Source organism: Pedobacter sp. GQ55 (assembly GCF_059758925.1).
This window is the reverse complement of the sequence record NZ_JCAXEI010000002.1, coordinates 370,202-388,580: the sequence shown is the minus strand read 5'-3', so window position 1 is coordinate 388,580 and position 18,379 is coordinate 370,202. Positions and strand designations below refer to the sequence as shown.

24 protein-coding genes are annotated in these 18,379 nt (G+C 39.6%); 13 read left to right on the top strand and 11 right to left on the bottom strand.

Annotated elements, in window-relative coordinates; genetic code table 11:
• Positions 1-7: 7 nt before the first annotated feature.
• The 6 genes from AC6CH7_RS06500 to AC6CH7_RS06475 all read left to right on the top strand — a co-directional run bounded on the left by AC6CH7_RS06500 (position 8) and on the right by AC6CH7_RS06475 (position 3,125).
• Positions 8-787: a hypothetical protein gene (locus AC6CH7_RS06500; protein ID WP_498261911.1), complete on the top strand. Its 780-nt coding sequence runs from the start codon at positions 8-10 to the stop codon at positions 785-787.
• 1 nt (position 788) lies between these two features.
• Entirely contained in the window at positions 789-1,166 is a 378-nt protein-coding gene (locus tag AC6CH7_RS06495) for a GntR family transcriptional regulator (protein ID WP_294869674.1), read from the top strand.
• A gap of 2 nt (positions 1,167-1,168) precedes the next feature.
• Complete coding sequence (locus AC6CH7_RS06490; RefSeq protein WP_498261910.1) at positions 1,169-1,894, top strand: hypothetical protein; 726 nt, start codon at positions 1,169-1,171, stop codon at positions 1,892-1,894.
• Positions 1,895-2,015: 121 nt separating this feature from the next.
• Positions 2,016-2,279, top strand: coding sequence for a Fic family protein (locus tag AC6CH7_RS06485; protein ID WP_498262348.1), 264 nt, complete (start codon positions 2,016-2,018; stop codon positions 2,277-2,279).
• 278 nt (positions 2,280-2,557) lie between these two features.
• Positions 2,558-2,908, top strand: coding sequence for a hypothetical protein (locus AC6CH7_RS06480; RefSeq protein WP_498261909.1), 351 nt, complete (start codon positions 2,558-2,560; stop codon positions 2,906-2,908).
• 10 nt (positions 2,909-2,918) lie between these two features.
• Positions 2,919-3,125 (top strand): helix-turn-helix transcriptional regulator, encoded by a 207-nt coding sequence (locus AC6CH7_RS06475; protein ID WP_498261908.1) that lies wholly within the window; start codon positions 2,919-2,921, stop codon positions 3,123-3,125.
• Positions 3,126-3,354: 229 nt separating this feature from the next.
• On the opposite strand, the gene AC6CH7_RS06470 is transcribed toward AC6CH7_RS06475, so the two are convergent.
• The gene (locus tag AC6CH7_RS06470; protein WP_498261907.1) at positions 3,355-3,714 is read right to left on the bottom strand and encodes a winged helix-turn-helix transcriptional regulator; all 360 of its coding nucleotides are present in this window, start codon (positions 3,712-3,714) and stop codon (positions 3,355-3,357) included.
• 138 nt (positions 3,715-3,852) lie between these two features.
• Here AC6CH7_RS06470 and AC6CH7_RS06465 point away from each other — a divergent pair, with 138 nt between their 5' ends.
• The 3 genes from AC6CH7_RS06465 to AC6CH7_RS06455 are packed head-to-tail and all read left to right on the top strand — an operon-like array spanning position 3,853 to position 4,875.
• Complete coding sequence (locus AC6CH7_RS06465; RefSeq protein WP_498261906.1) at positions 3,853-4,383, top strand: NAD(P)H-dependent oxidoreductase; 531 nt, start codon at positions 3,853-3,855, stop codon at positions 4,381-4,383.
• 10 nt (positions 4,384-4,393) lie between these two features.
• Complete coding sequence (locus AC6CH7_RS06460) at positions 4,394-4,687, top strand: hypothetical protein (RefSeq protein ID WP_498261905.1); 294 nt, start codon at positions 4,394-4,396, stop codon at positions 4,685-4,687.
• Complete coding sequence (locus AC6CH7_RS06455; RefSeq protein WP_498261904.1) at positions 4,687-4,875, top strand: hypothetical protein; 189 nt, start codon at positions 4,687-4,689, stop codon at positions 4,873-4,875. The genes AC6CH7_RS06460 and AC6CH7_RS06455 overlap by 1 nt, the downstream gene beginning before the upstream one ends.
• A 113-nt stretch (positions 4,876-4,988) precedes the next feature.
• Here AC6CH7_RS06455 and AC6CH7_RS06450 read toward each other — a convergent pair whose 3' ends face one another.
• The 3 genes from AC6CH7_RS06450 to AC6CH7_RS06440 all read right to left on the bottom strand — a co-directional run bounded on the left by AC6CH7_RS06450 (position 4,989) and on the right by AC6CH7_RS06440 (position 7,287).
• Positions 4,989-5,309 carry a MazG-like protein gene (locus AC6CH7_RS06450; RefSeq protein ID WP_498261903.1) on the bottom strand — a complete coding sequence of 107 codons (321 nt, stop codon included), beginning with the start codon at positions 5,307-5,309 and terminating at the stop codon, positions 4,989-4,991.
• Positions 5,310-5,312: 3 nt separating this feature from the next.
• Positions 5,313-6,230, bottom strand: coding sequence for a helix-turn-helix domain-containing protein (locus AC6CH7_RS06445; RefSeq protein WP_498261902.1), 918 nt, complete (start codon positions 6,228-6,230; stop codon positions 5,313-5,315).
• A gap of 247 nt (positions 6,231-6,477) precedes the next feature.
• On the bottom strand, positions 6,478-7,287 hold the full coding sequence (locus AC6CH7_RS06440; RefSeq protein ID WP_498261901.1) for an SDR family oxidoreductase: 810 nt from the start codon (positions 7,285-7,287) through the stop codon (positions 6,478-6,480).
• Between the two features lie 112 nt (positions 7,288-7,399).
• Between AC6CH7_RS06440 and AC6CH7_RS06435 the strand changes: the two genes are divergently transcribed.
• Complete coding sequence (locus AC6CH7_RS06435) at positions 7,400-9,901, top strand: ABC transporter permease (protein WP_498261900.1); 2,502 nt, start codon at positions 7,400-7,402, stop codon at positions 9,899-9,901.
• Positions 9,902-9,919: 18 nt separating this feature from the next.
• Here AC6CH7_RS06435 and AC6CH7_RS06430 read toward each other — a convergent pair whose 3' ends face one another.
• Positions 9,920-10,672: a LytR/AlgR family response regulator transcription factor gene (locus AC6CH7_RS06430; RefSeq protein WP_498261899.1), complete on the bottom strand. Its 753-nt coding sequence runs from the start codon at positions 10,670-10,672 to the stop codon at positions 9,920-9,922.
• 4 nt (positions 10,673-10,676) lie between these two features.
• On the bottom strand, positions 10,677-11,510 hold the full coding sequence (locus AC6CH7_RS06425; RefSeq protein ID WP_498261898.1) for a sensor histidine kinase: 834 nt from the start codon (positions 11,508-11,510) through the stop codon (positions 10,677-10,679).
• A 328-nt stretch (positions 11,511-11,838) separates the two neighbouring features.
• On the opposite strand from AC6CH7_RS06425, the gene AC6CH7_RS06420 reads away from it, so the two are divergent.
• Together AC6CH7_RS06420 and AC6CH7_RS06415 are read left to right on the top strand one after the other, a co-directional pair.
• Positions 11,839-12,741 (top strand): DUF6268 family outer membrane beta-barrel protein, encoded by a 903-nt coding sequence (locus AC6CH7_RS06420; RefSeq protein WP_498261897.1) that lies wholly within the window; start codon positions 11,839-11,841, stop codon positions 12,739-12,741.
• 185 nt (positions 12,742-12,926) lie between these two features.
• On the top strand, positions 12,927-13,529 hold the full coding sequence (locus AC6CH7_RS06415) for a porin family protein (protein ID WP_498261896.1): 603 nt from the start codon (positions 12,927-12,929) through the stop codon (positions 13,527-13,529).
• Positions 13,530-13,615: 86 nt separating this feature from the next.
• Here AC6CH7_RS06415 and AC6CH7_RS06410 read toward each other — a convergent pair whose 3' ends face one another.
• Positions 13,616-13,765: a DUF3368 domain-containing protein gene (locus AC6CH7_RS06410; protein ID WP_498262347.1), complete on the bottom strand. Its 150-nt coding sequence runs from the start codon at positions 13,763-13,765 to the stop codon at positions 13,616-13,618.
• Between the two features lie 6 nt (positions 13,766-13,771).
• Here AC6CH7_RS06410 and AC6CH7_RS06405 point away from each other — a divergent pair, with 6 nt between their 5' ends.
• Entirely contained in the window at positions 13,772-13,924 is a 153-nt protein-coding gene (locus AC6CH7_RS06405; protein ID WP_498262357.1) for a hypothetical protein, read from the top strand.
• 16 nt (positions 13,925-13,940) lie between these two features.
• Here AC6CH7_RS06405 and AC6CH7_RS06400 read toward each other — a convergent pair whose 3' ends face one another.
• The 4 genes from AC6CH7_RS06400 to AC6CH7_RS06385 form a co-directional block, all read right to left on the bottom strand.
• Positions 13,941-14,789, bottom strand: coding sequence for an alpha/beta fold hydrolase (locus AC6CH7_RS06400; protein WP_498261895.1), 849 nt, complete (start codon positions 14,787-14,789; stop codon positions 13,941-13,943).
• Positions 14,790-14,903: 114 nt separating this feature from the next.
• The gene (locus AC6CH7_RS06395; RefSeq protein ID WP_498261894.1) at positions 14,904-15,875 is read right to left on the bottom strand and encodes an aldo/keto reductase; all 972 of its coding nucleotides are present in this window, start codon (positions 15,873-15,875) and stop codon (positions 14,904-14,906) included.
• A gap of 79 nt (positions 15,876-15,954) precedes the next feature.
• On the bottom strand, positions 15,955-16,524 hold the full coding sequence (locus AC6CH7_RS06390) for a Crp/Fnr family transcriptional regulator (RefSeq protein ID WP_498261893.1): 570 nt from the start codon (positions 16,522-16,524) through the stop codon (positions 15,955-15,957).
• Between the two features lie 7 nt (positions 16,525-16,531).
• Complete coding sequence (locus AC6CH7_RS06385; RefSeq protein ID WP_498261892.1) at positions 16,532-17,695, bottom strand: ATP-binding protein; 1,164 nt, start codon at positions 17,693-17,695, stop codon at positions 16,532-16,534.
• Positions 17,696-18,379: the final 684 nt, after the last annotated feature.

Below are 18,379 nucleotides of genomic sequence, written 5' to 3'. Positions count from 1 at the left end.
CGCTATCATGAACGAAACTTTCAACTTTACCCGCTTTCTTAACCTTTTTAAGAAACACACTGCTGAGCAATACAAAACTTATTTAATGTCGGCAGGTGTATTAATTGGGGTGTTAATCTTAGTCCTGGGTTTTATAAGTTATAGTACCCATGGGCATATGGGGCCTGTTATACAAGGAGCTATGTTTGTAAATTTCCTGTTTTTTTCAGGAACTATTTTTACCAGCTTGATCTTTACCGATCTGGGCGACAGAAAAAAGTCTATTCCGGCGTTGTCTCTGCCTGCTTCTCATTTCGAAAAATACCTGGTGTCCTGGCTATACTCTTATGTGATATTTCAACTGGTCTTTCTGGGCTGTTTTTATGCCATTGATTACCTGGTGATCAGTATCGGGAATGCAAACTCGCCAGACAAAATTGAGGTTATAAATGTATTTTCTACTGATAGGAAAGTCTGGGTGTCATTTTTAGTCTTCGCTATTTTACATTCCATCTGTTTTTTTGGCGCAGTATTTTTTGAGAAGCTTCATTTTATAAAAACGGTATTTAGTTTTTTCATTTTTATTGCGGTGTTGTGCCTGTTAAACCCGGTTTTACTTCATACTATATTTCAGGAGGAGATTGATAACGGGATTCCCTTTAACATGGTTGGCTTGGTCATAAATAAAGAATATATATATATTGAGCCAACACAAACAAGCTATATTATTGCAGCAACAATAGCCATTTTGATTTCGGTTATCCTTTGGATAAGTACCTATTTCAGGCTAAAAGAAAAACAAGTGTAAGATGGAATTTAGAGAGAATGAAGCGATATACATGCAGATTGCAGGTTATGTAACTGAAAATATCATGTTGGAAAAATGGTTGCCGGAAGAAAAACTGCCGTCGGTACGTGAACTGGCTGCCGATCTGCAGGTGAACCCGCTAACTGTGGTAAGGGCATATGAGTTTCTGCAAGGCAAAGAGGTAATTGCCAACAAAAGGGGTATAGGTTTCTTTATTGCTGCGGATGCCGTACAGAAAGTAAAGAACTACAGCAAAGAGCGCTTTCTGGGGCAGGAGCTACCAGAGTTATTCAAAAGTATGTATCTGCTTGGCATTAGCGTAGAAGATATTGCTGAGCGATTTGAGATTTTTAAAGCACAAAACTACCAAACTAAATAGTTATGAAAACCAGCACAATGTTTATACTAGCAGCAGTGGTTGCCACATTTATTGGCCTTACAGCTTATAATTTTAGCCTTAAAGCATCCTTTTTAAAAGGAGACTATAAAAATCCGTTTAATGGTTTAACGTTTAGTTCTGTTAAAGATGTAAACCAAGTCGAATTGCAATCGGCCAACAGAATTACCATCCGCATTGAGAAGGGCAAAACTCCGGGCCTATGGCTAAGAGACAGACTTAAGGGGAACCTGGTATGGACAAAAAATGGGAATACCATAAAAATTGACCTGACAAAGGCAGCAAAAGACGGCGGGTTTCAGATATGGGACAATGAATTGATCCTGATCATGCCAAGCACTGTGAAGCTAACCAGCCGTGCCTATCACAGAAATAAGGAAGAAGAAAAAAGAGCTCATATTTCTGGCGGCATTAATATTTCCGGTTTCGAGCAAGACGTGATGCAATTGGATTTGGGTAAATATACCACCACATTTTTAGACAAATTAAAGATAGGAACATTAAATGCAGTGATAGGGAATAAGGACAAGGGGAATGCCAGCCTGGTTATTTCTTCGGCAAACCAGATCAATACAGCGGCTTTTGATATTCCGGGTGAGGGAAGTCTTGACTTGATGGACCCAACCATTACTAAAACGCATTATACCATCTCTGATAAGGCAACGGTTTCTTTGAACGGCAAAGCCTTACAAGCTATTAAAACAGAATAGGTGTTGATGCCATAATCAATATTACCATAATCCGGAAACGGCAGCCATCATATTTTCAGATAATTTATAAATTAACAGAAAATATTTCCTGTATGACTATTAGTAAAAAGCATCTTTTGGGATTGCTGACTGTTTCCGGATTACTATAAAAAGTATTGCCATGATACATGGAGAGTTATTATTTATTCATCCATTTAGAGAAGGTAATGGAAGAACCGTGAAGATGTTAGCTAACCTAATGGCTAGGAAGCAAGGGTATGATGCATTGTTGTTTGAAAAGACAAATGATGGAAACTTTTTTGTATATGTGAAGGCAATACAAAAATCTGCTGAAAAAGACTGTCGATTAATGATAGAATTCATCAGTTCTATTTTTCCAAGCTAAGAGAAATCTTTTTTAGTGAAGCAGATGCAACATCATCTGGAATATTGATTCCTTCTATTTTAAAAGAAGCTATCATGGATTTAAGATTTTCTCTCTCATGGAGGTAGTACCCTTAGCTGAGGTTTTAGCTTTCTTAAGCACATCACAAAATACGGAAACATTTAAACAAATGCTGTAGCAAAATAGTGTTCTGTAGTTGGAGTTATCTAAAAGACAAGTTTATTTGTCTTTTAGATAAATAAACTGTATATTTAGACTTCTTTACTAATCCTTTGGTTATGAAAACGCTTATTAGATTCCCTAAGTACATCGGTTTATTCTTAATTGTGATCGGAATTCCTATCCTATTGACCTCCAGATTATCAACTGCTGAAATTCCCTTGCTGAGTGGTTTATTTATTTTATTTATATCTAGCCAGGGCAGGGAAGATGAAAGGTCGGGTGCTATCAGAACCTCTTCAGCTTTCTTGGCGTTAATCCTTGGATACTCGATTAAGCTGGTGATCAGTAATCTTTATGACCATCAGATCATTGCGTTCGATCTGATTTCAATTAATTACTTTCTGATTATGGTATTCGCTCTCGCAAATATTATCCGCTTCTCGAGATTATACTTCTTTATGGCCTAATCGGAATTAAATGAAAAACACTATAAAGGTAGAGCGTGCCAGGCATAACCTTACCCAAGCTGCGCTTGCAGATAAAGTAAATGTTTCGCGGCAAACCATTAATTCAATTGAGATTGGAAAGTTTGTCCCGTCTAGCGTACTGGTATTGAAGATTGCCGCTGTATTTAATGTTGCTGTAGAAGAGATTTTTGAGCTGGAAGAGCAGGACTGGAAATAGTAAAAAGCAGGGGTGATGAAAGGGATATGAAGTGCCTCTATTAGCTTGGTTTTTGAACGTCCTTTAAAGCGATCGTCTCGACCAAAGGAGTGGTCTACGAAGCAAATTGATGGCGTAACCAAGAGATCTCTCGGTTTCTCGGGACGAGGAAGGGTGATGAAAGGCAAACAAGGACGATGACGGGGGTGTTTTAGAGGTGCGAGTTATATCATGATGAAGAAGGAGTGTCTTAGGATCGTGAAACGGTTTCCATAACGGTTTTTAATTGGGGGGCGAACTCCAATCCCCATTTATCAACAGCAGAGATCAGCGGCAGAAGGGATTTTCCGGTTTCGCTGAGCTGGTATTCAACACGCAAAGGAACTTCGGCATAGCTTGTCTTTCCAACCATTCCATGAAATTCCAGTTCCCTCAGTTGTTGTTGTAATACGCGTCTGGTGATGCCGGTTATCGCATTTAGGAGATCTCTGGGGCGAGTTTTTCCTTTTGAAATTTCATCGAGTATGCAAAATTTCCATTTGGAGCCTACAACTTCCATTGCTACAATAAGACCGCAATTATAATCGATGGGAATTTTTCGCTGATACATATGACTTTTTTTAAATTCAAAAGTACTAAACTGATGGTTTAAGTCAATAGGGATTAATTAACCCCGTATTTCAGCGGCGCTTTATAAGCCTGATCTTTGTGGCACAAATTTAAACACATAACTTTTAATAATTATAGCATGAAAACTTTGGTAATTGTGATACATCCGGATCTCGAAAATTCGGCAATCAACAAGCGATGGATTCAAGAATTAAATAAATACCCTGAAAAGTATACCGTACATGATCTGCACGCCCTCTATCCGGATGAACAAATTGATGTTGCGCATGAACAAGAACTGGTTGCAGCACATGATAAAATCATATTTCAGTTTCCATTTTACTGGTTTAATTGTCCGCCGTTTTTAAAAAGATGGTTGGATCTGGTATTGACGCATGGTTGGGCATATGGCAAAGGCAGTGGGTATAAACTGGCCGGTAAGAAAATTGCTTTGAGTATTGCTGCGGGTATAAATGAAGAGGATTACCATTCGGGAGGAAGGTATAAATATACACTCAAACAACTCACCGCTCCGTTTGAGATAACGTTTGATTATATCAAGGCAGATTACAAACCGCTTTTTGCTTTTTACGGAGCGGAGCATAATGCTACTGAAGCAAGAATTGAAGAGAGTGCGAAGGATTATATTTCTTTTTTGGACGAAATGTAAAAAAGTGCTGTTGCTTGACTTTAACTCTGATATTGTGTATTATTTGATTAATAACTCAGCAACTAGGGCCGCTACAGCAATTAGGGACAGACTATATGATTATATCCGTTATGCCGATGAAAAGAAGGTGAAAGCGATATATACAATGGTTGAAGAAGAAATTAATGAGCAGATCGATTTATGGGAAGACAAAGATTGTTTAAAGGAAATTGATACGCGTCTTGATGAGCATGAGTCAGGCAATGTTAAAACTTCGACTTGGGAAGAGGTAAAACAGAGGGTTAAATTGGCAGTGAAGGGTTAATGAGCTATAATATTAGTTTCCATCCTGCTGCTGAAAAGGAGTACATTGAAGTTTATCAATGGTACGAAGAGCACTTAGAGGGGTTGGGCGATCGTTTTAGTCGGTCAGTTGAAAGAGAGATTAAACTCATTTCCAAAAACCCAGAGCACTATCAAATTAAAAAGCTAACTGTAGGGAAAGTAAAGTAGACGTTTTTCCATATATTATTGTGTACAAGATTTATCAGAAAACCAATGATATTTTAATCGTAGCTGTATTTCCCACAAGTAGGAAGCCGGGCAAAAAATATCGTAAATAGGATTTATTTTAAAAGATTTTCCGTTTTTGTAAGGAAATTGCCCAGGGCTTCTTTAATGTCAACATCCATACGGTCGGCTAAAACGATGAGCCACCAGATGCTTTCCCCTAGTTTGTGTTCCAGTTCGGTATCTGTGTTGGCTTTTGGCCAGCGCTGCTGTTGCGACATGGTGTGGCGGCCAACCAATCCTGCATCGGTTAAAAACGCTAAGGCATCTTCTTCTACAGTCCATTCGGCACCGTGGTGAGAAAGCTCAAGTTCGTGGTATTTTTTTCTAAGCGCTAACGCGCGTTCTATGATTTGGTCGAAATTATTGTTGTCCATTTTTTAATTGAATGAGGCTCTGAATTCCAGAGGGGTGATATTGGTTTTCTTTTTAAAGATTTTACTGAACGATTGGGGATGTTCGAAGCCTAATTGATAAGCTATTTCTGCTACTGTTAAATGGGATGTTGACAGAAATTCCTTGGCTTTTTCAATCAGTTTTTCGTGTATATGCTGCTGGGCATTTTGTCCGGTAAGCGAACGGAGCATATCACTTAAATACCTTGGAGAAACATTTAAATGCTGTGCCAGGTATTCTACAGTAAGGAGCCCGTTATCCAGCGGTTGCTCTTTGTCAAAGTAGCTGCTCAACACATCTTCCATTTTCACGAGCAGATCATTGTTTACGGCTTTACGGGTAATGAATTGTCGTTTATAAAAGCGATTGCTGTAATTCAGCAGTACTTCGATATAAGAAATCATGAGGTCCTGACTGAAATCGTCGATGGTGCCGTTTAATTCTTGCTGGATGTTATCCAGAACGCCTAAAATAATTGTCTTTTCTTTATCTGAAAGGTGCAACGCCTCATTGGCTTCGTAAGAGAAAAATCCGTAAGATTTTATGTTTTTGCCCAGGGGGTAATTTCTGATAAAATCGGGGTGGACAAGCAATGAGAAACCTTCATACTCTTTATCGTCGCCGATAATTGAGATCAGTTGATTGGGAGAGGTAAATATCATACCACCCTCGTCAAAATCATAATATCCCTGACCATAACCGAATATCCCTTTCAGTGTCTTTTTGAACGATATTTTGTAGAAATTGAACAAAAAAGAACTTTTGATATAGGCCTCGTTCATTACCATTGTGGAATTATCTACAAGGCTGATCAACGGATGCAGGGGTTTAGGCAAGCCCAGCATCCGGTGCAGTTCTGAAATAGAATTTATCTTCAAAAGGTTGTCTGCTTCTTTCTTCATAAAAAAGCTGCGGAAACCCACTCATCGCCTAAGCGTGGGTGGGGGGAAAGCAGCTACCCCCTAATTTTAAAATTAAAATATTACTTTTTTTTAGTTATATCGGCTATTATTTTTAGTTGTTCAATTAATTCTGTACATTAATATTCTGAAATTAGTATTGAAAATAAAATTGCTTCCAACTGCTGAACAAGCAGCGTTGCTTCTGGAAACTTTTCGGGAAGCAAGTGTGGTTGGGTAGTTTGCTGTGCTAATTTACTAATTCTCCGAACACCATTTTGTTCATCTCCTTTACAGATGCTTCAGCACCAATTTCGAGACGTCTGGCATATAGTTGATTGGCAAATTCTCCAGCTACATATCTAAGTTGATCTTTACCATCGGTAGCGGCTTCATACACCACTTTGGCGATTAATTCTACCGGCTCAAAATTGTCGGGATTCATTAAACCGAATAATTTTTCTAATCCTTCTTCGTAGGCAGGGTGGTGAGCAACAGCTAAAGATTCTCCTGCAAAATTGGTTTTAATTCCGCCTGGTGCGATGGTTTTGATGCCAATGTTGTGAAGGCCTAATTCAAATGACATGCTTTCGCTCCAGCCTTCCAAAGCCCATTTTGTGGCGTGATAAATACAATCCAAAGGGAAAGTTACGAGGCCGCCGATAGAGGTAGTAGTCAGGAATAGTCCGCTTTTCTTTTCCCTGAAATAAGGCACAAAAGCCTGGGTAACGCGGATTACACCTAATAGGTTGGTGTCAATTTGTTTTACCAGCTGCTCATCTGAGATTGCTTCGAGTGCACCGATTAATCCGTAGCCGGCGTTGTTTAATACCACATCGATGTCGTGTTTTGCTATTGCTTCTTTTACTGTGTGCTGGATTTGTTCTACATTGGTAACGTCTAATGGCAGTAAGGTTACATTTTCCAGTGTATTCAATTCGGTTTCTTTGTCGGGATTGCGCATGGTGGCGATAACGTTCCATCCGTTACTTTGAAATAGTTTGGCAGCGGCTTTTCCTAAGCCTGAAGATGCTCCTGTAATAAAAATTGTCTTTTTCATTTTGTAATTGTTTAAATGTGATATGCAAAAGTCAGCAGAAGTTAAGTGGTGGATGTGACCATATTGAGGAATGTAGTAGCCAAAATGACGAAGGGTTGTCTGATTTCGGACAGTGGTGTTCATATTCGCACAAGTGATTGGCGATGAAATTGCTGTTTTTGGCTCAGAAAAGGGTGTTTTGCCTTATGGCTATGTTGTTGCAATGTTGATTTTGATTAAAAATATAGTTATGCTGAAAAATTACTTCAAGATCGCGTTCCGGAATTTGAAGCGCAATAAATCATATACACTGACTAATGTACTTGGTCTGGCGCTGGGGATCGCCTCTGCGGTTCTGATATTTGCATTGGTGAAATACCACCTGAGTTTTGATGCTTATCATTCTAAGGCTGACCGGGTTTACCGGATCACTACGGAATTTCATGGTGAAGAGACAACTTACAACACCGGGGTAACCTCGCCACTTGCGGAAACTTTTAGAAGTGATTATCCCCTTGCTGAAAAGGTTGCCAGCGTGGCTGCTCTTCCAGATAGGGTTGTCGCTGTTCCTTCGGCCAATGGGTCAGAAGCAAAGTTTGAAGAGCGTGTGGCATTTGCTGAGCCGGAGTTCCTTGATATCCTTGACCTACCATTGATCCGCGGAAATAAGCAATCGGCTTTGCGTGTACCAAATACCGCACTGATTACAGAACGCATTGCCAGGAAATACTTTGGCGGAGCAGATCCTATTGGTAAAACCTTTCGTGTAGACAATACATTTAGTTTCACGGTTTCGGGCATTCTAAAAAATCTCCCTGTAAATACTGACCGGCCTGAGGAAATCTATGTGCCTTTTGAGCATTTAAAACAGCATAGCCCCTGGATGGTTGAAAAAGACTGGTGGTTTAGTGTAAACAGAAACTTGCAGTGTTTTATACTGGTTAAGTCGGGGGTGACGCCTGCCAGAATAAAAGAGGCACTTATTGCCATGTCTGACAGTCATTACAACGCGAAAGATGCCAAGTATTTTCAATTCAGGGCACAATCACTTTCTGATATCCACTTTAACCCTAATCTGCATGGCCCGGTTGAGAAGAAGAATCTCTGGGCACTGTCGTTAATTGGCGTTTTTCTGATCATCACCGCTTGTGTGAACTTTATTAATCTGGCTACTGCGCAGGCGCTGAAACGTTCTATTGAAATTGGGATTAAGAAAGTTCTGGGGGTTCAGCGTTGGCAGTTGTTCTGGCAGTTTATGGTAGAGACTGCGGCTATTACTACGCTGGCTATGGTATTGGCTTTGATTATGGCGGAGTTAAGTTTGCCTTATGTAAACCAGCTTTTTGGCGTGCAGGTAAAACTTCATCTTTTCAGCGATGTGTATATGCTCCTGTTTTTACCAGCATTGTTCCTTGTTATGATTGTGCTTTCGGGTTCTTATCCGGCTTTGATACTGGCCGGCCTGCAACCTGTGCTTGCTTTAAAGGGGAAATTGTCTCAAAAGGACGCGGGTGGTATTTCAATGAGGAGGGGGCTAGTGGTTACGCAGTTTGCTATTTGTCAGTTACTGATCATCGGTACGCTTGTGGTTGCTGGTCAGGTGCGTTATTCGAGGCAGGCAGATATGGGGTTCCGCAGGGATGCCATGGTGATGCTTCCTGTTCCGAATAATGAGGTTGCTAAAATCAGTGCACTTAAAGCCGGACTTTCGGGGATAGTGGGAGTAGAAAACCTGACGTTTTGCGGTGATGCACCGGCTTCTGAATTTGCTCCAAGTACCAGTATTCTGTTTGGTTCTCGTCCGAAGGCGGAGGAGTTTGGTATATCAACCAAAGCTGGAGATGCGAATTATGCCTCGATGTTTAATTTGCAAATCCTTGCAGGGCGTAACTTGATGCCTTCGGATACAGTTCGTGAGTTTCTGATTAATGAAACTACTGTGAGGAAACTTGGTTTGGCCAAAAATGAGGATGCTCTTGGCCAAACTGCGGTGATGAATGGTTATAAGGGTACTGTGGTAGGTGTGGTGAAGGATTTTCATAATAAGTCCTTCCATCAGGGTATTGATGCACTTTATATTACCACTTTGCGCGATAATTATGGCGCTTGTGCGGTAAAAGTGGATATGGCCAATATGAAGTCTACGCTTGCTGCGATGAAGGATGTTTGGGCAAAGACATATCCGAATAATGTATATAAGTACGATTTTCTGGATGATAGGATCGCTAAGTTTTATGAGCGCGATCGTATTATATTGAATCTTATACAGGTTTTTGCCGGTATTGCGATACTGATCGGTTGTCTGGGTTTGTATGGATTGATCTCATTTATGGCTGCTCAAAAAACAAGGGAAGTGGGTGTCCGCAAGGTACTGGGTGCGAGTGTGCAGAGTATTGTATGGCTTTTTGGCAAAGAGTTTACCCGTTTGCTGCTGATTGCTTTTTTAGTTGCAGCGCCTCTGGGCTGGTGGGTGATGAATAACTGGCTAGAGAATTTTCCTTACCGGATCAGTATTGGGGCAGGGATTTTTGTGCTGGCAATTCTGGTAAATATGACTGTGGCGGTTTTGACGGTGGGGTATAGGTCTGTGAAGGCTGCAATGATGAATCCCGCGACGAGTTTAAGGTCGCAGTGAGGTGTTAATTAGGAAACCTTACTTGCTTATTAACTTAACATACACCACCGTTTTAAGTAGGTCTTCTTTTCTGTGGCGTGAGATAGGAAGCTGTTTTCCGTCGATGAAAACCCGGCCTCCTGAAATGGCGTCAATTTTACGGATGTTAATCAGATAGGATACATGTATTCTGAAGAACGAATCTTTAGGGAGCATTTCCTCTAATGAGGTCATTGTTTGGTGAATGACAAAGGTTTTATCTTTGAAGTGTAGTTTCAGGTAATTCTGCATTCCTTCGACAAATAAGATATCTTCCCAAATTATTCGTCGAAAAGTATCGCCTTGTCTGATATACATATCTGAGTCGGATCCTTCCTTACTATTTTGTAATACGATACGTGATTGAAATAGGTCCAATGCCTTGTTTGCTGCCTGAAAGAAGCGCTGAAATTCCAATGGCTTTAACAAATAATCTACAACGTTCAATCTAAAGCCTTCCAGTGCATGCGCTGAATAAGCCGTGGTCAATATGGTGAGCGGGGATTTGTCTAATGACTCCAAAAATTCAAGTCCGGACAGCATGGGCATGTTAATGTCCAGAAACATCAAGTCGATATCCTTTACTTTCAGTATCTCTGTTGCCTTCATTGCGGAGGTGCAAGTATCTGAGACCTCAAGAAAATCCAACTGGTTAATGAAGTTGACTACCCCTTTAATTGCAACTGGCTCATCATCCACAATTAAGCATTTAAGCGGCTGACTATTTGTTTGTTTCGATAGTATCTCTGTCATAATTCTATATTTTGATCACCAGTTTTGTATAATAAGTTGTTCCCGAATCTTTGATTGTTAAGCGATAATCATCGGCATAAAGAATATCTAGACGTTTCTTAATGTTCTCTAGTCCTAAGCCCGAAACGCTGTCTTTTTCCTGCTGAATATTCGATTTGGAGTTTTCGATTTCCAGGCAAATCGAGTTAGCTACCTGCTCAAAATCTATGTTTACATAAGCCTTTTCTGATATGCCACGAGACACATGTTTAAAGGCATTTTCTATAAATGTGATTAATAACAAAGGGGGGAATTCCCTGACGTTATCTTCGACCTTCCAGGAACAATTTATGGTCAGCTCGTTTCCCCATCTTACTTTTTCTATATCAATAAAGTCTTTCAGGAACAGAACTTCCTGCTCTATGCTTACTTTTCTGTTTTTCTCACTGTTAAGCTGATGACGAAGTATTTTAGAATATTTTATTAATAATGAAGAGGCCAGATCTACATCTTCCAACATTAGTATATTGATGTGATTCAATACATTAAACATGAAATGAGGATTGATCTGCTGATGAAGTATTTGTAGCTGGGACTCAACCAACGCTTCATGCAGTTTCATGTTTTCCTCATAGAACCTCAATCCGCAAAATCCAAAATTAACGAATAAGGCCACGAGTAATGCATTGATGTACATTATGCCAAACAGACTCCTCCCCAATAATAACTCGGAGGGAGGAAAAACGCCACTGTCTTCTAAATAGAGAAAACCATAAAGAATTGCAGGTATACATACGGCAGATATAGCTGACACAAGAAAAAACTGCCCAACGAATAAAAGCATCTTTTTTTGTCTCATTGCTTTTTGCAGCAGGTTTTTGCTTAAGTATGTTGTAAATGGGTATACACATGACATGACGCATAATGCTAACAAACCTCCTTCCAGAATAGACGAGTCGGGTATGTATCGAAAGCCAAAGACAATGGTTAGGAATATCCATATGAGGATAACAAACCGATCGTAATTTTTCAAAAGTGTCATGCCACAAAGTTAAGGGTATTAATCTATAGTCGATTACCAGGCGTCAAAGCGAAATGCCCATCGGTCAAAACTATTTTTGTCGCGCCGGGATCCCCTGGATATTTGTCTCAACAGACGTAAAAAACGTCTTGTATATATTAAAATTATGAGATTATTATTGATTTGTGTTTTTATAAGTGTGACTTGTACAAACATCAGCGCACAGGTTTTTTTTAAGACTGAATATTTCGGAACATCAAAGTATCAGGTAACAGAAGGTGATTCTAGTCAGACGATAGGAAACAGTAAAGGTTCAGCAATGGTGTATCAGGGTGGAATAAACATTCCTCTATCGATGAAGCTGAATGAGAAAAATCGTCCAACAATGTGGTCTATTAGCGGAGGCGGGGCATATGTTAAGCTTAGCAATAGAAATTTTACTGAACCATTGGTTATTGATGAGATTTTGAATCTTGGTGTAAGCCTTAATTATCAACGACCATTAAATGATAGGTGGTCACTGAAGGCGGGGATAGGTGGCGGAATTTTTATGCCAAGCACTAAATTGTCGCAAATCAGGTATAAAAATACATTGGCTAGTGCTAGTGTTGTTTTCATTCGTCATTTGAGGCCGAATCTGGATTTGGGAGGTGGTCTTGCTATCAATAACTCTTTCGGATTTCCGATGCTATTTCCGGCTTTTTACCTCAACTGGACCACATCTGGGCGGTATGGGATTAAGGTTTCGCTGAAGGATGGTCTTGAAATGTCGGCAGGCTATAATGTCAATAAAAACTTGAGGCTAAGTTTTGTAGCGGAGATTAACGGACAGATGGCTTTATTGGAACAGGAGGGGGAGGATAAAATGTTTACTCATCAATACTTTGTTATAGGGTTACGGCCGGAAATAAAGATAGGTAAACGTGTTTCTATACCGCTCACTTTTGGGTTAAATGCCACGCGTACGGCACAAATAACCAATAGAAGTTTAAAGACGATTTTTCAGGATAAAGGTTATTCTTTTAAGGCGTCTGCTTATGCTTCGGCAGGCTTGCAAATTGGGTTTTAAGGCGGTGTTTGCATAATCAAGAGATCTCTTGGTTCCTCGGGACGGGTTAGGGTTGCAGGCGACTAGTTAAGGATGATGAGCAACCGCAGATTAACCAGCAGTCAATACATAGCCGCAATTGGTCAAACTATTTTGAGTAGCGCTGCAGGATTTATCTCTTTTGTGGAAAATAAAAACAAATGAAAATGGAATTAAAATTGAAAAATCTGATAATGCTACTCTTGATAGGTACTGCATTTATCACTAATGAAACAAAATCACAAAGCAAAAGCCCGGTACATATCGGCTTTAAAGGGGGCGCAAATTTCTCTAATCTTTCCTTGTCTAAGAGTAACCTTGACGCTAAGTATTCACTGGGTTATCATGGAGGGATTTTTACAAGGGTAGACATTTCACAATTTTACCTACAAGGCGAGGTATTGTACTCCCAAAAAAAATCAAAGATTGAAAATGGTAGCTTTGGTGCTCAAAAAGCCAAATGGAACAGCATTGAAGTTCCAGTATTGGTTGGTTACAAGCTATTAAATTCCGAAGATCTAACCTTCAGAATTTTTGGTGGAGGCGTTTATTCTTATGTATTGAACGACAAAGCTTCAATTTTGAAACAGGCATCCGAATCCTTTCGGAAATTCGACAAATCCAACATTGGTTATCAGGCAGGAGCGGGTGTGGATATTGGCAGGTTTACTCTTGATTTGAAATATGAAGGAGCTTTGACCAATATGAGTAAGGAATTTAAAGTAAGGCCGAGTTCCTTTCAGGCGAGTATTGGCTTCATGATCTTCTAAAATTCTTTTTACGTGTATACTTTGGTATATCCAGTAGTAGAAAAACCTTGCAATAATTTGATTGCAGGGTTTTATTTTTATGACGATTATTTTTCCCCCGTTCTCTCAAGTACCAGATTGACTAAAGATGTGGAGATTCTAAAGTTGGTAGCTTGAATTTTTTCAATGTAAGGTTTAACAGATGAGATAACTCCATATTCTTTAGCCTTCGCTAATAGACCAATATCACAGATCAACCTGCTATGATCAACGAATTGCGGCAGTTGGGTAACAGCAAAGCTATTTTGGTTACAACAACTGGCAAGGGGTTCCGGAAACCGAATAACCTGAGGCATCCGCATTCCTGGAGTATTGCGAATGAAATAGAAGTGGTGAAATGGCTAACAAGCCAGTAGAAAGGGTATAAATTTCTTATTTATCAAGGAAGCGTTCAATCATTGGAATAACATATTCTTCTTCTTTGGAATTGGATTTTAGGGTTGTTATTTCGCCGATGTACTCACCGTGTACACCTGGTATTATGGCTAATTTTGAGTTGGCAATCAGTCTGTTCATTTCTATAGCATGCTCGGGTTTTACAGCATCTTTATCACCTATTATGATTAGCGTTTTGGCTTTAATAGATTTGATCTGTTCGTCTGGTATGTCTTTAAAATTTACCATGCGCTTTGCGTCTCTGTCGTGCATTATTTGAAGGCCTTTAGGATCAGGTGTTACGGCCAGGTAAGCATCTTTTAGCTCCTGGGGCATATTTGATAAGTTCGCCTGTTTCATGAAATCCCAAAATTGCGCAGGCATTCCATTTCGTTTGCAAAGTGCAGAGCCCAGAACGATTTTATCTACAATTTGTGGGTGACGAATGGCTATCTGTATAGTGGTTGTTCCTCCGTTACTGAAACCAAAGAAGTCGGCCTTGTCAATATTTAGATTTTTTAAAAGTGCTGCAGCATCGTCTGCGTCTTGTTCAAAGGTTGCATCCTTACCTCGATCACTGGTTCTTCCATGGGCCTGCAATTCAACAGCAATAATCTTTCTGTATTTAGCCAGCATTGGAATAACCCTTCCAAATGTTGTTTGAATGGTAGAACCCCCACCGTGAAGTAAAACAAGTGGCTTGCCCTCTCCATAAATTTCGTAGTACATCTTAATTCCGTTGACTTCTGAGTAGCCGTGAGTTTTTGTTTGTTCTGAGTGGTTTGTATTGTTACAAGATGATAATATCAGAGCTGTTAAAACAAGATGTACAATTGTCTTTTTCATTTTATAAGGGATTTATTATAATGCAACCATTTGGTTGCCAAATATAAGAACCACTAAATAGTTGAGCAAATGTTTTTGAAAAAAGGTTTTGTAAAGGGACGGCATTTAAAACTGCTATTTGCCTATTATTGATTGTAGTTGTGCGGGGTAGCGGGCGCCGGAAATTTTGATTGCTGTTAATGCCGCGGTTATTCTGCTGAGGGCATCATCAGTTAGCAAAAGGTTTGCACCACCAATGTTTTCTACAAGGCGATTTAATTTTGTTGTGCCGGGTATAGGAACAATCCAGGGTTTTTGAGCCAGGAGCCAGGCCAATGCTATTTGTGCAGATGTAGCGTTGTTGTCTTTTGCAATTGAAAGAATCAGATCGAGTAATGCCTGGTTGGCTTCTCTGTTTTCTTTGCTGAAACGGGGCGACATACTTCTGCCATCGGTTTTATCAAATTCTGTGTCGGGGTTTATTGTTCCGGTAAGAAATCCTTTGCCTAATGGGCTGAACGGAACAAAGCCAATACCCAATTCTTCTAAGGTTGGTATGATTTTTTTTTCGGGGTCGCGGTAAAACATAGAATATTCACTTTGCAACGCTGCAACAGGCTGAACTGCGTGTGCTTTACGGATGGTTTCTGCGCTTGCTTCTGATAAACCGAAGTGTTTTACTTTACCTTCCTGTATTAAGTCTTTTACTGTGCCTGCAACCTCTTCAATAGGCACATTGGAGTCAACTCTGTGCTGGTAAAACAGATCAATATAATCGGTTTTTAATCGATGCAAAGAGGCTTCGGCAACGGCTCTAATGTTTTCAGGGCGGCTGTCCATTCCCAACATTGTTTTGCCTTCCCTGAAACCAAATTTGGTTGCAATGACTACTTGCTTGCGAAATGAAGAAAGGGCCTGACCCAGTAATTCTTCATTGTCGCCATAAGCTTGCGCTGTATCAAAAAAAGTAATACCTTCTTCAAACGCGGATCGTAATAATTTAACGACTTCGTCTTTTCCAGGTGCCTCGGGAAAGCTTAATCCCATACAACCTAAACCTAACGCAGATACTTCTAATCCGCTATTTCCTAATTTTCTTGTTTTCATTTTTTATTGGTTTTGAAATTACTGTAGCAAAGTTGGTTCAATAAAAAATGGAATCATTTGCCATTTGGCAAAAAGTGATTTAGCGAATGTTTTTTCTTATTCTGCTCAATGAAGATTGGGTGATGCCTAAATAAGAAGCCACATATGATAGTGGTATACGATTTACTAAGGTTTGGAATTTTTCGAGAAATTCAAGGTAGCGTGTGGCGGCATCCTGGGAGATTAGCTGACTTCTTCTTTCTAATTTTTTCCTAAGATACGTTGCCGTTATTTTTTGAATGATGCTATTCCAACCAACAATAGTATCGGAAATTTCTTTCCAATCCTTTTTTGAAAATACAACGAGTTTGGTGTCGGTAATAGCTTGCAAATATTCGGAGGGGGTGTAGTTTGTTTCCCCATCATGGCCATCCAGAATCAAATGGTTTTCTTCGATAAAGTAGCGTGTATGTTCTTCGCCTTCATTATTATGATAGAAAACCCGAAGAATGCCGTGTGTAATAAAGCCAATCTTTGCCACAACTTTTCCTGCTTCCCAGAAATGTTCGTCTTTACGAAGTGCTATCTCGTGCGCTTTGTTTGAAATAAAGTCAATTTGTTGTGGGGTCAAATTGCCGAATTGTAAAACATATTCTAGAAAGTTTTTCATAGGGTATCTAAAGTAAACTTAATCTTGTTGAAATAAAACTGGAGAGATTAATGATTGTAACATCATGAGCGGCAATATAAGTATCACTTTGAGGTGTAATGATAAAGCTACTTTTAGGCTCCAAATCCTGTATACAATTTAAGAAACCTCTGGATATAGTTGGAGCATTTGATAATTTAATCTCTATACATGCTATTGGAGTAATGCCTTGAACAAGCAGTAGATCACATTCGGCTCCTGCCTGAGTACGGTAAAAAAATAAATCCAGATGATCAGGTTTGGCTTGAAAAATCTGTTCCACAACATAGCCTTCCCAGGAGCCACCTACCGCTGGGTGTCCAAACAGATCATTTAAGTCGGATATATTTAACAATCGATGAAGTATTCCGGTATCTCGTATATAAGTTTTAGGTGACTTAATTAATCGCTTCTTTGCATTCACAAACCATGGCTGCAAACGTCTCACCATATAGCCTCCTTCTAAAAAATCAAGATATTTCATCACGGTTGTAGCACTTACACCAAGTGATCTTGCAAAAACCTCTGCATTTAATAAATTTCCATTTGAATGCGCAAGCATACTCCAAAAATTACGCAACGTAACAGATGAAAGCGTAACGCCAAACAGCATTGCTAAATCCCGTTCGACGTAGCTTCTTATAAAATCATTAAGCCATTCAATTGTATAATCATCATCGGTAGCTAAGAGTGCTTCTGGAAAGCCACCTCTGAACCAATTCATTTTATAGTCCAACTGTTCAGTTAGCTCAGTAATCCCGATAGGAGTTAATTCAGTATAGGCTATACGTCCAGCAAGAGACTCCGATACTCCCTTCACCAAAATAGGGGAAGCTGATCCAAGCAAAATAAACCTTCCCGCTTTCCGATTTGCATCAATTAGGGGTCTTAGAACAGCAAACAATTGGGGCATTAGCTGAATTTCGTCTATAATTATCCTACTGTTTTCATATAAAGTCAGGTAGCTAAAAGCATCTTGCAATTTGTTTTGATCGTTAGGATTTTCCATATCTAGATACAAACTCTCTTGCTGGTCAGATTTCAATTGTTTAGCAAGTGTAGTTTTACCGACCTGTCGAGGTCCTAATATGGCAACTGCGGGTGACCTTTTAAGTTTTTGCAAGAGTATTGGCTCCAGATTCCTTTTTATCATACCCAAATTTACAAATTAACCTAGTAAATCCAAATTTAAAGTTTGGATTTACTAGGTTAATGGTGTTTGATGTGTGTTTGGAATGGGGGAGCTGTTCCAGATGACGGGGAGTAGAGAATCGGGGGTGAGGGATGAGCCTGTTATTTGATGCAAGTTTTTTAAATTGCTTGTCTCATTGGTTAGCTAAAAAACTCCACATGAAAAACTTGCTCAATATAACAAAGACCTTGAAAAAGATGACGCTGAAATTGAGCACGGTGAGTTCACTACTGTTACGGATTTAAAGGCTGAAGCTAGTAAGTGGTAGTAGTTTGGAGTAATAGTATCTAGGACCAGACTCGGATAATCCGAATGAGGCATACAAGCAAGTCCCCTCTAAATTATTGATCATAACGTTCCTCTTGAGCGCAGGAGTAAGGATGAGGTGGTTAAGCATGTTTTTTTGTCTTACCCAATTAGTGCGACACTGTCGCACCAATTAAATTGCAACCTATATGGAATATGAGTGGATGCTTAAAATAGATTGATAAAGTTGTCGTCATCTCCTGGTTAACCAAAGGAGATGACGATCGCTTTAGATTGCTAAGTATGCTGATTGGCTGTAGCACAGGTTTGTGAACGCTAAAAAAATGTTTTTTTGATAATTTTATTTTGAAATATTGCTAAAAATATTAGTAAATTCGT

Excerpts from the sequence above, each read along its gene's own strand:
- AC6CH7_RS06480 (WP_498261909.1), top strand. The coding sequence starts at position 2,558 with ATGAAAACGCTTATTAGATTCCCTAAGTACATCGGTTTATTCTTAATT.
- AC6CH7_RS06400 (WP_498261895.1), bottom strand. The coding sequence starts at position 14,789 with ATGAAAAAGACAATTGTACATCTTGTTTTAACAGCTCTGATATTATCA.
- AC6CH7_RS06450 (WP_498261903.1), bottom strand. The coding sequence starts at position 5,309 with ATGGACAACAATAATTTCGACCAAATCATAGAACGCGCGTTAGCGCTT.
- AC6CH7_RS06455 (WP_498261904.1), top strand. The coding sequence starts at position 4,687 with ATGAGCTATAATATTAGTTTCCATCCTGCTGCTGAAAAGGAGTACATT.
- AC6CH7_RS06430 (WP_498261899.1), bottom strand. The coding sequence starts at position 10,672 with ATGACAGAGATACTATCGAAACAAACAAATAGTCAGCCGCTTAAATGC.
- AC6CH7_RS06500 (WP_498261911.1), top strand. The coding sequence starts at position 8 with ATGAACGAAACTTTCAACTTTACCCGCTTTCTTAACCTTTTTAAGAAA.
- AC6CH7_RS06440 (WP_498261901.1), bottom strand. The coding sequence starts at position 7,287 with ATGAAAAAGACAATTTTTATTACAGGAGCATCTTCAGGCTTAGGAAAA.
- AC6CH7_RS06425 (WP_498261898.1), bottom strand. The coding sequence starts at position 11,510 with ATGAGACAAAAAAAGATGCTTTTATTCGTTGGGCAGTTTTTTCTTGTG.
- AC6CH7_RS06390 (WP_498261893.1), bottom strand. The coding sequence starts at position 16,524 with ATGAAAAACTTTCTAGAATATGTTTTACAATTCGGCAATTTGACCCCA.
- AC6CH7_RS06420 (WP_498261897.1), top strand. The coding sequence starts at position 11,839 with ATGAGATTATTATTGATTTGTGTTTTTATAAGTGTGACTTGTACAAAC.
- AC6CH7_RS06495 (WP_294869674.1), top strand. The coding sequence starts at position 789 with ATGGAATTTAGAGAGAATGAAGCGATATACATGCAGATTGCAGGTTAT.
- AC6CH7_RS06475 (WP_498261908.1), top strand. The coding sequence starts at position 2,919 with ATGAAAAACACTATAAAGGTAGAGCGTGCCAGGCATAACCTTACCCAA.
- AC6CH7_RS06445 (WP_498261902.1), bottom strand. The coding sequence starts at position 6,230 with ATGAAGAAAGAAGCAGACAACCTTTTGAAGATAAATTCTATTTCAGAA.
- AC6CH7_RS06490 (WP_498261910.1), top strand. The coding sequence starts at position 1,169 with ATGAAAACCAGCACAATGTTTATACTAGCAGCAGTGGTTGCCACATTT.
- AC6CH7_RS06395 (WP_498261894.1), bottom strand. The coding sequence starts at position 15,875 with ATGAAAACAAGAAAATTAGGAAATAGCGGATTAGAAGTATCTGCGTTA.
- AC6CH7_RS06385 (WP_498261892.1), bottom strand. The coding sequence starts at position 17,695 with ATGATAAAAAGGAATCTGGAGCCAATACTCTTGCAAAAACTTAAAAGG.
- AC6CH7_RS06465 (WP_498261906.1), top strand. The coding sequence starts at position 3,853 with ATGAAAACTTTGGTAATTGTGATACATCCGGATCTCGAAAATTCGGCA.
- AC6CH7_RS06405 (WP_498262357.1), top strand. The coding sequence starts at position 13,772 with ATGATCAACGAATTGCGGCAGTTGGGTAACAGCAAAGCTATTTTGGTT.
- AC6CH7_RS06470 (WP_498261907.1), bottom strand. The coding sequence starts at position 3,714 with ATGTATCAGCGAAAAATTCCCATCGATTATAATTGCGGTCTTATTGTA.
- AC6CH7_RS06415 (WP_498261896.1), top strand. The coding sequence starts at position 12,927 with ATGGAATTAAAATTGAAAAATCTGATAATGCTACTCTTGATAGGTACT.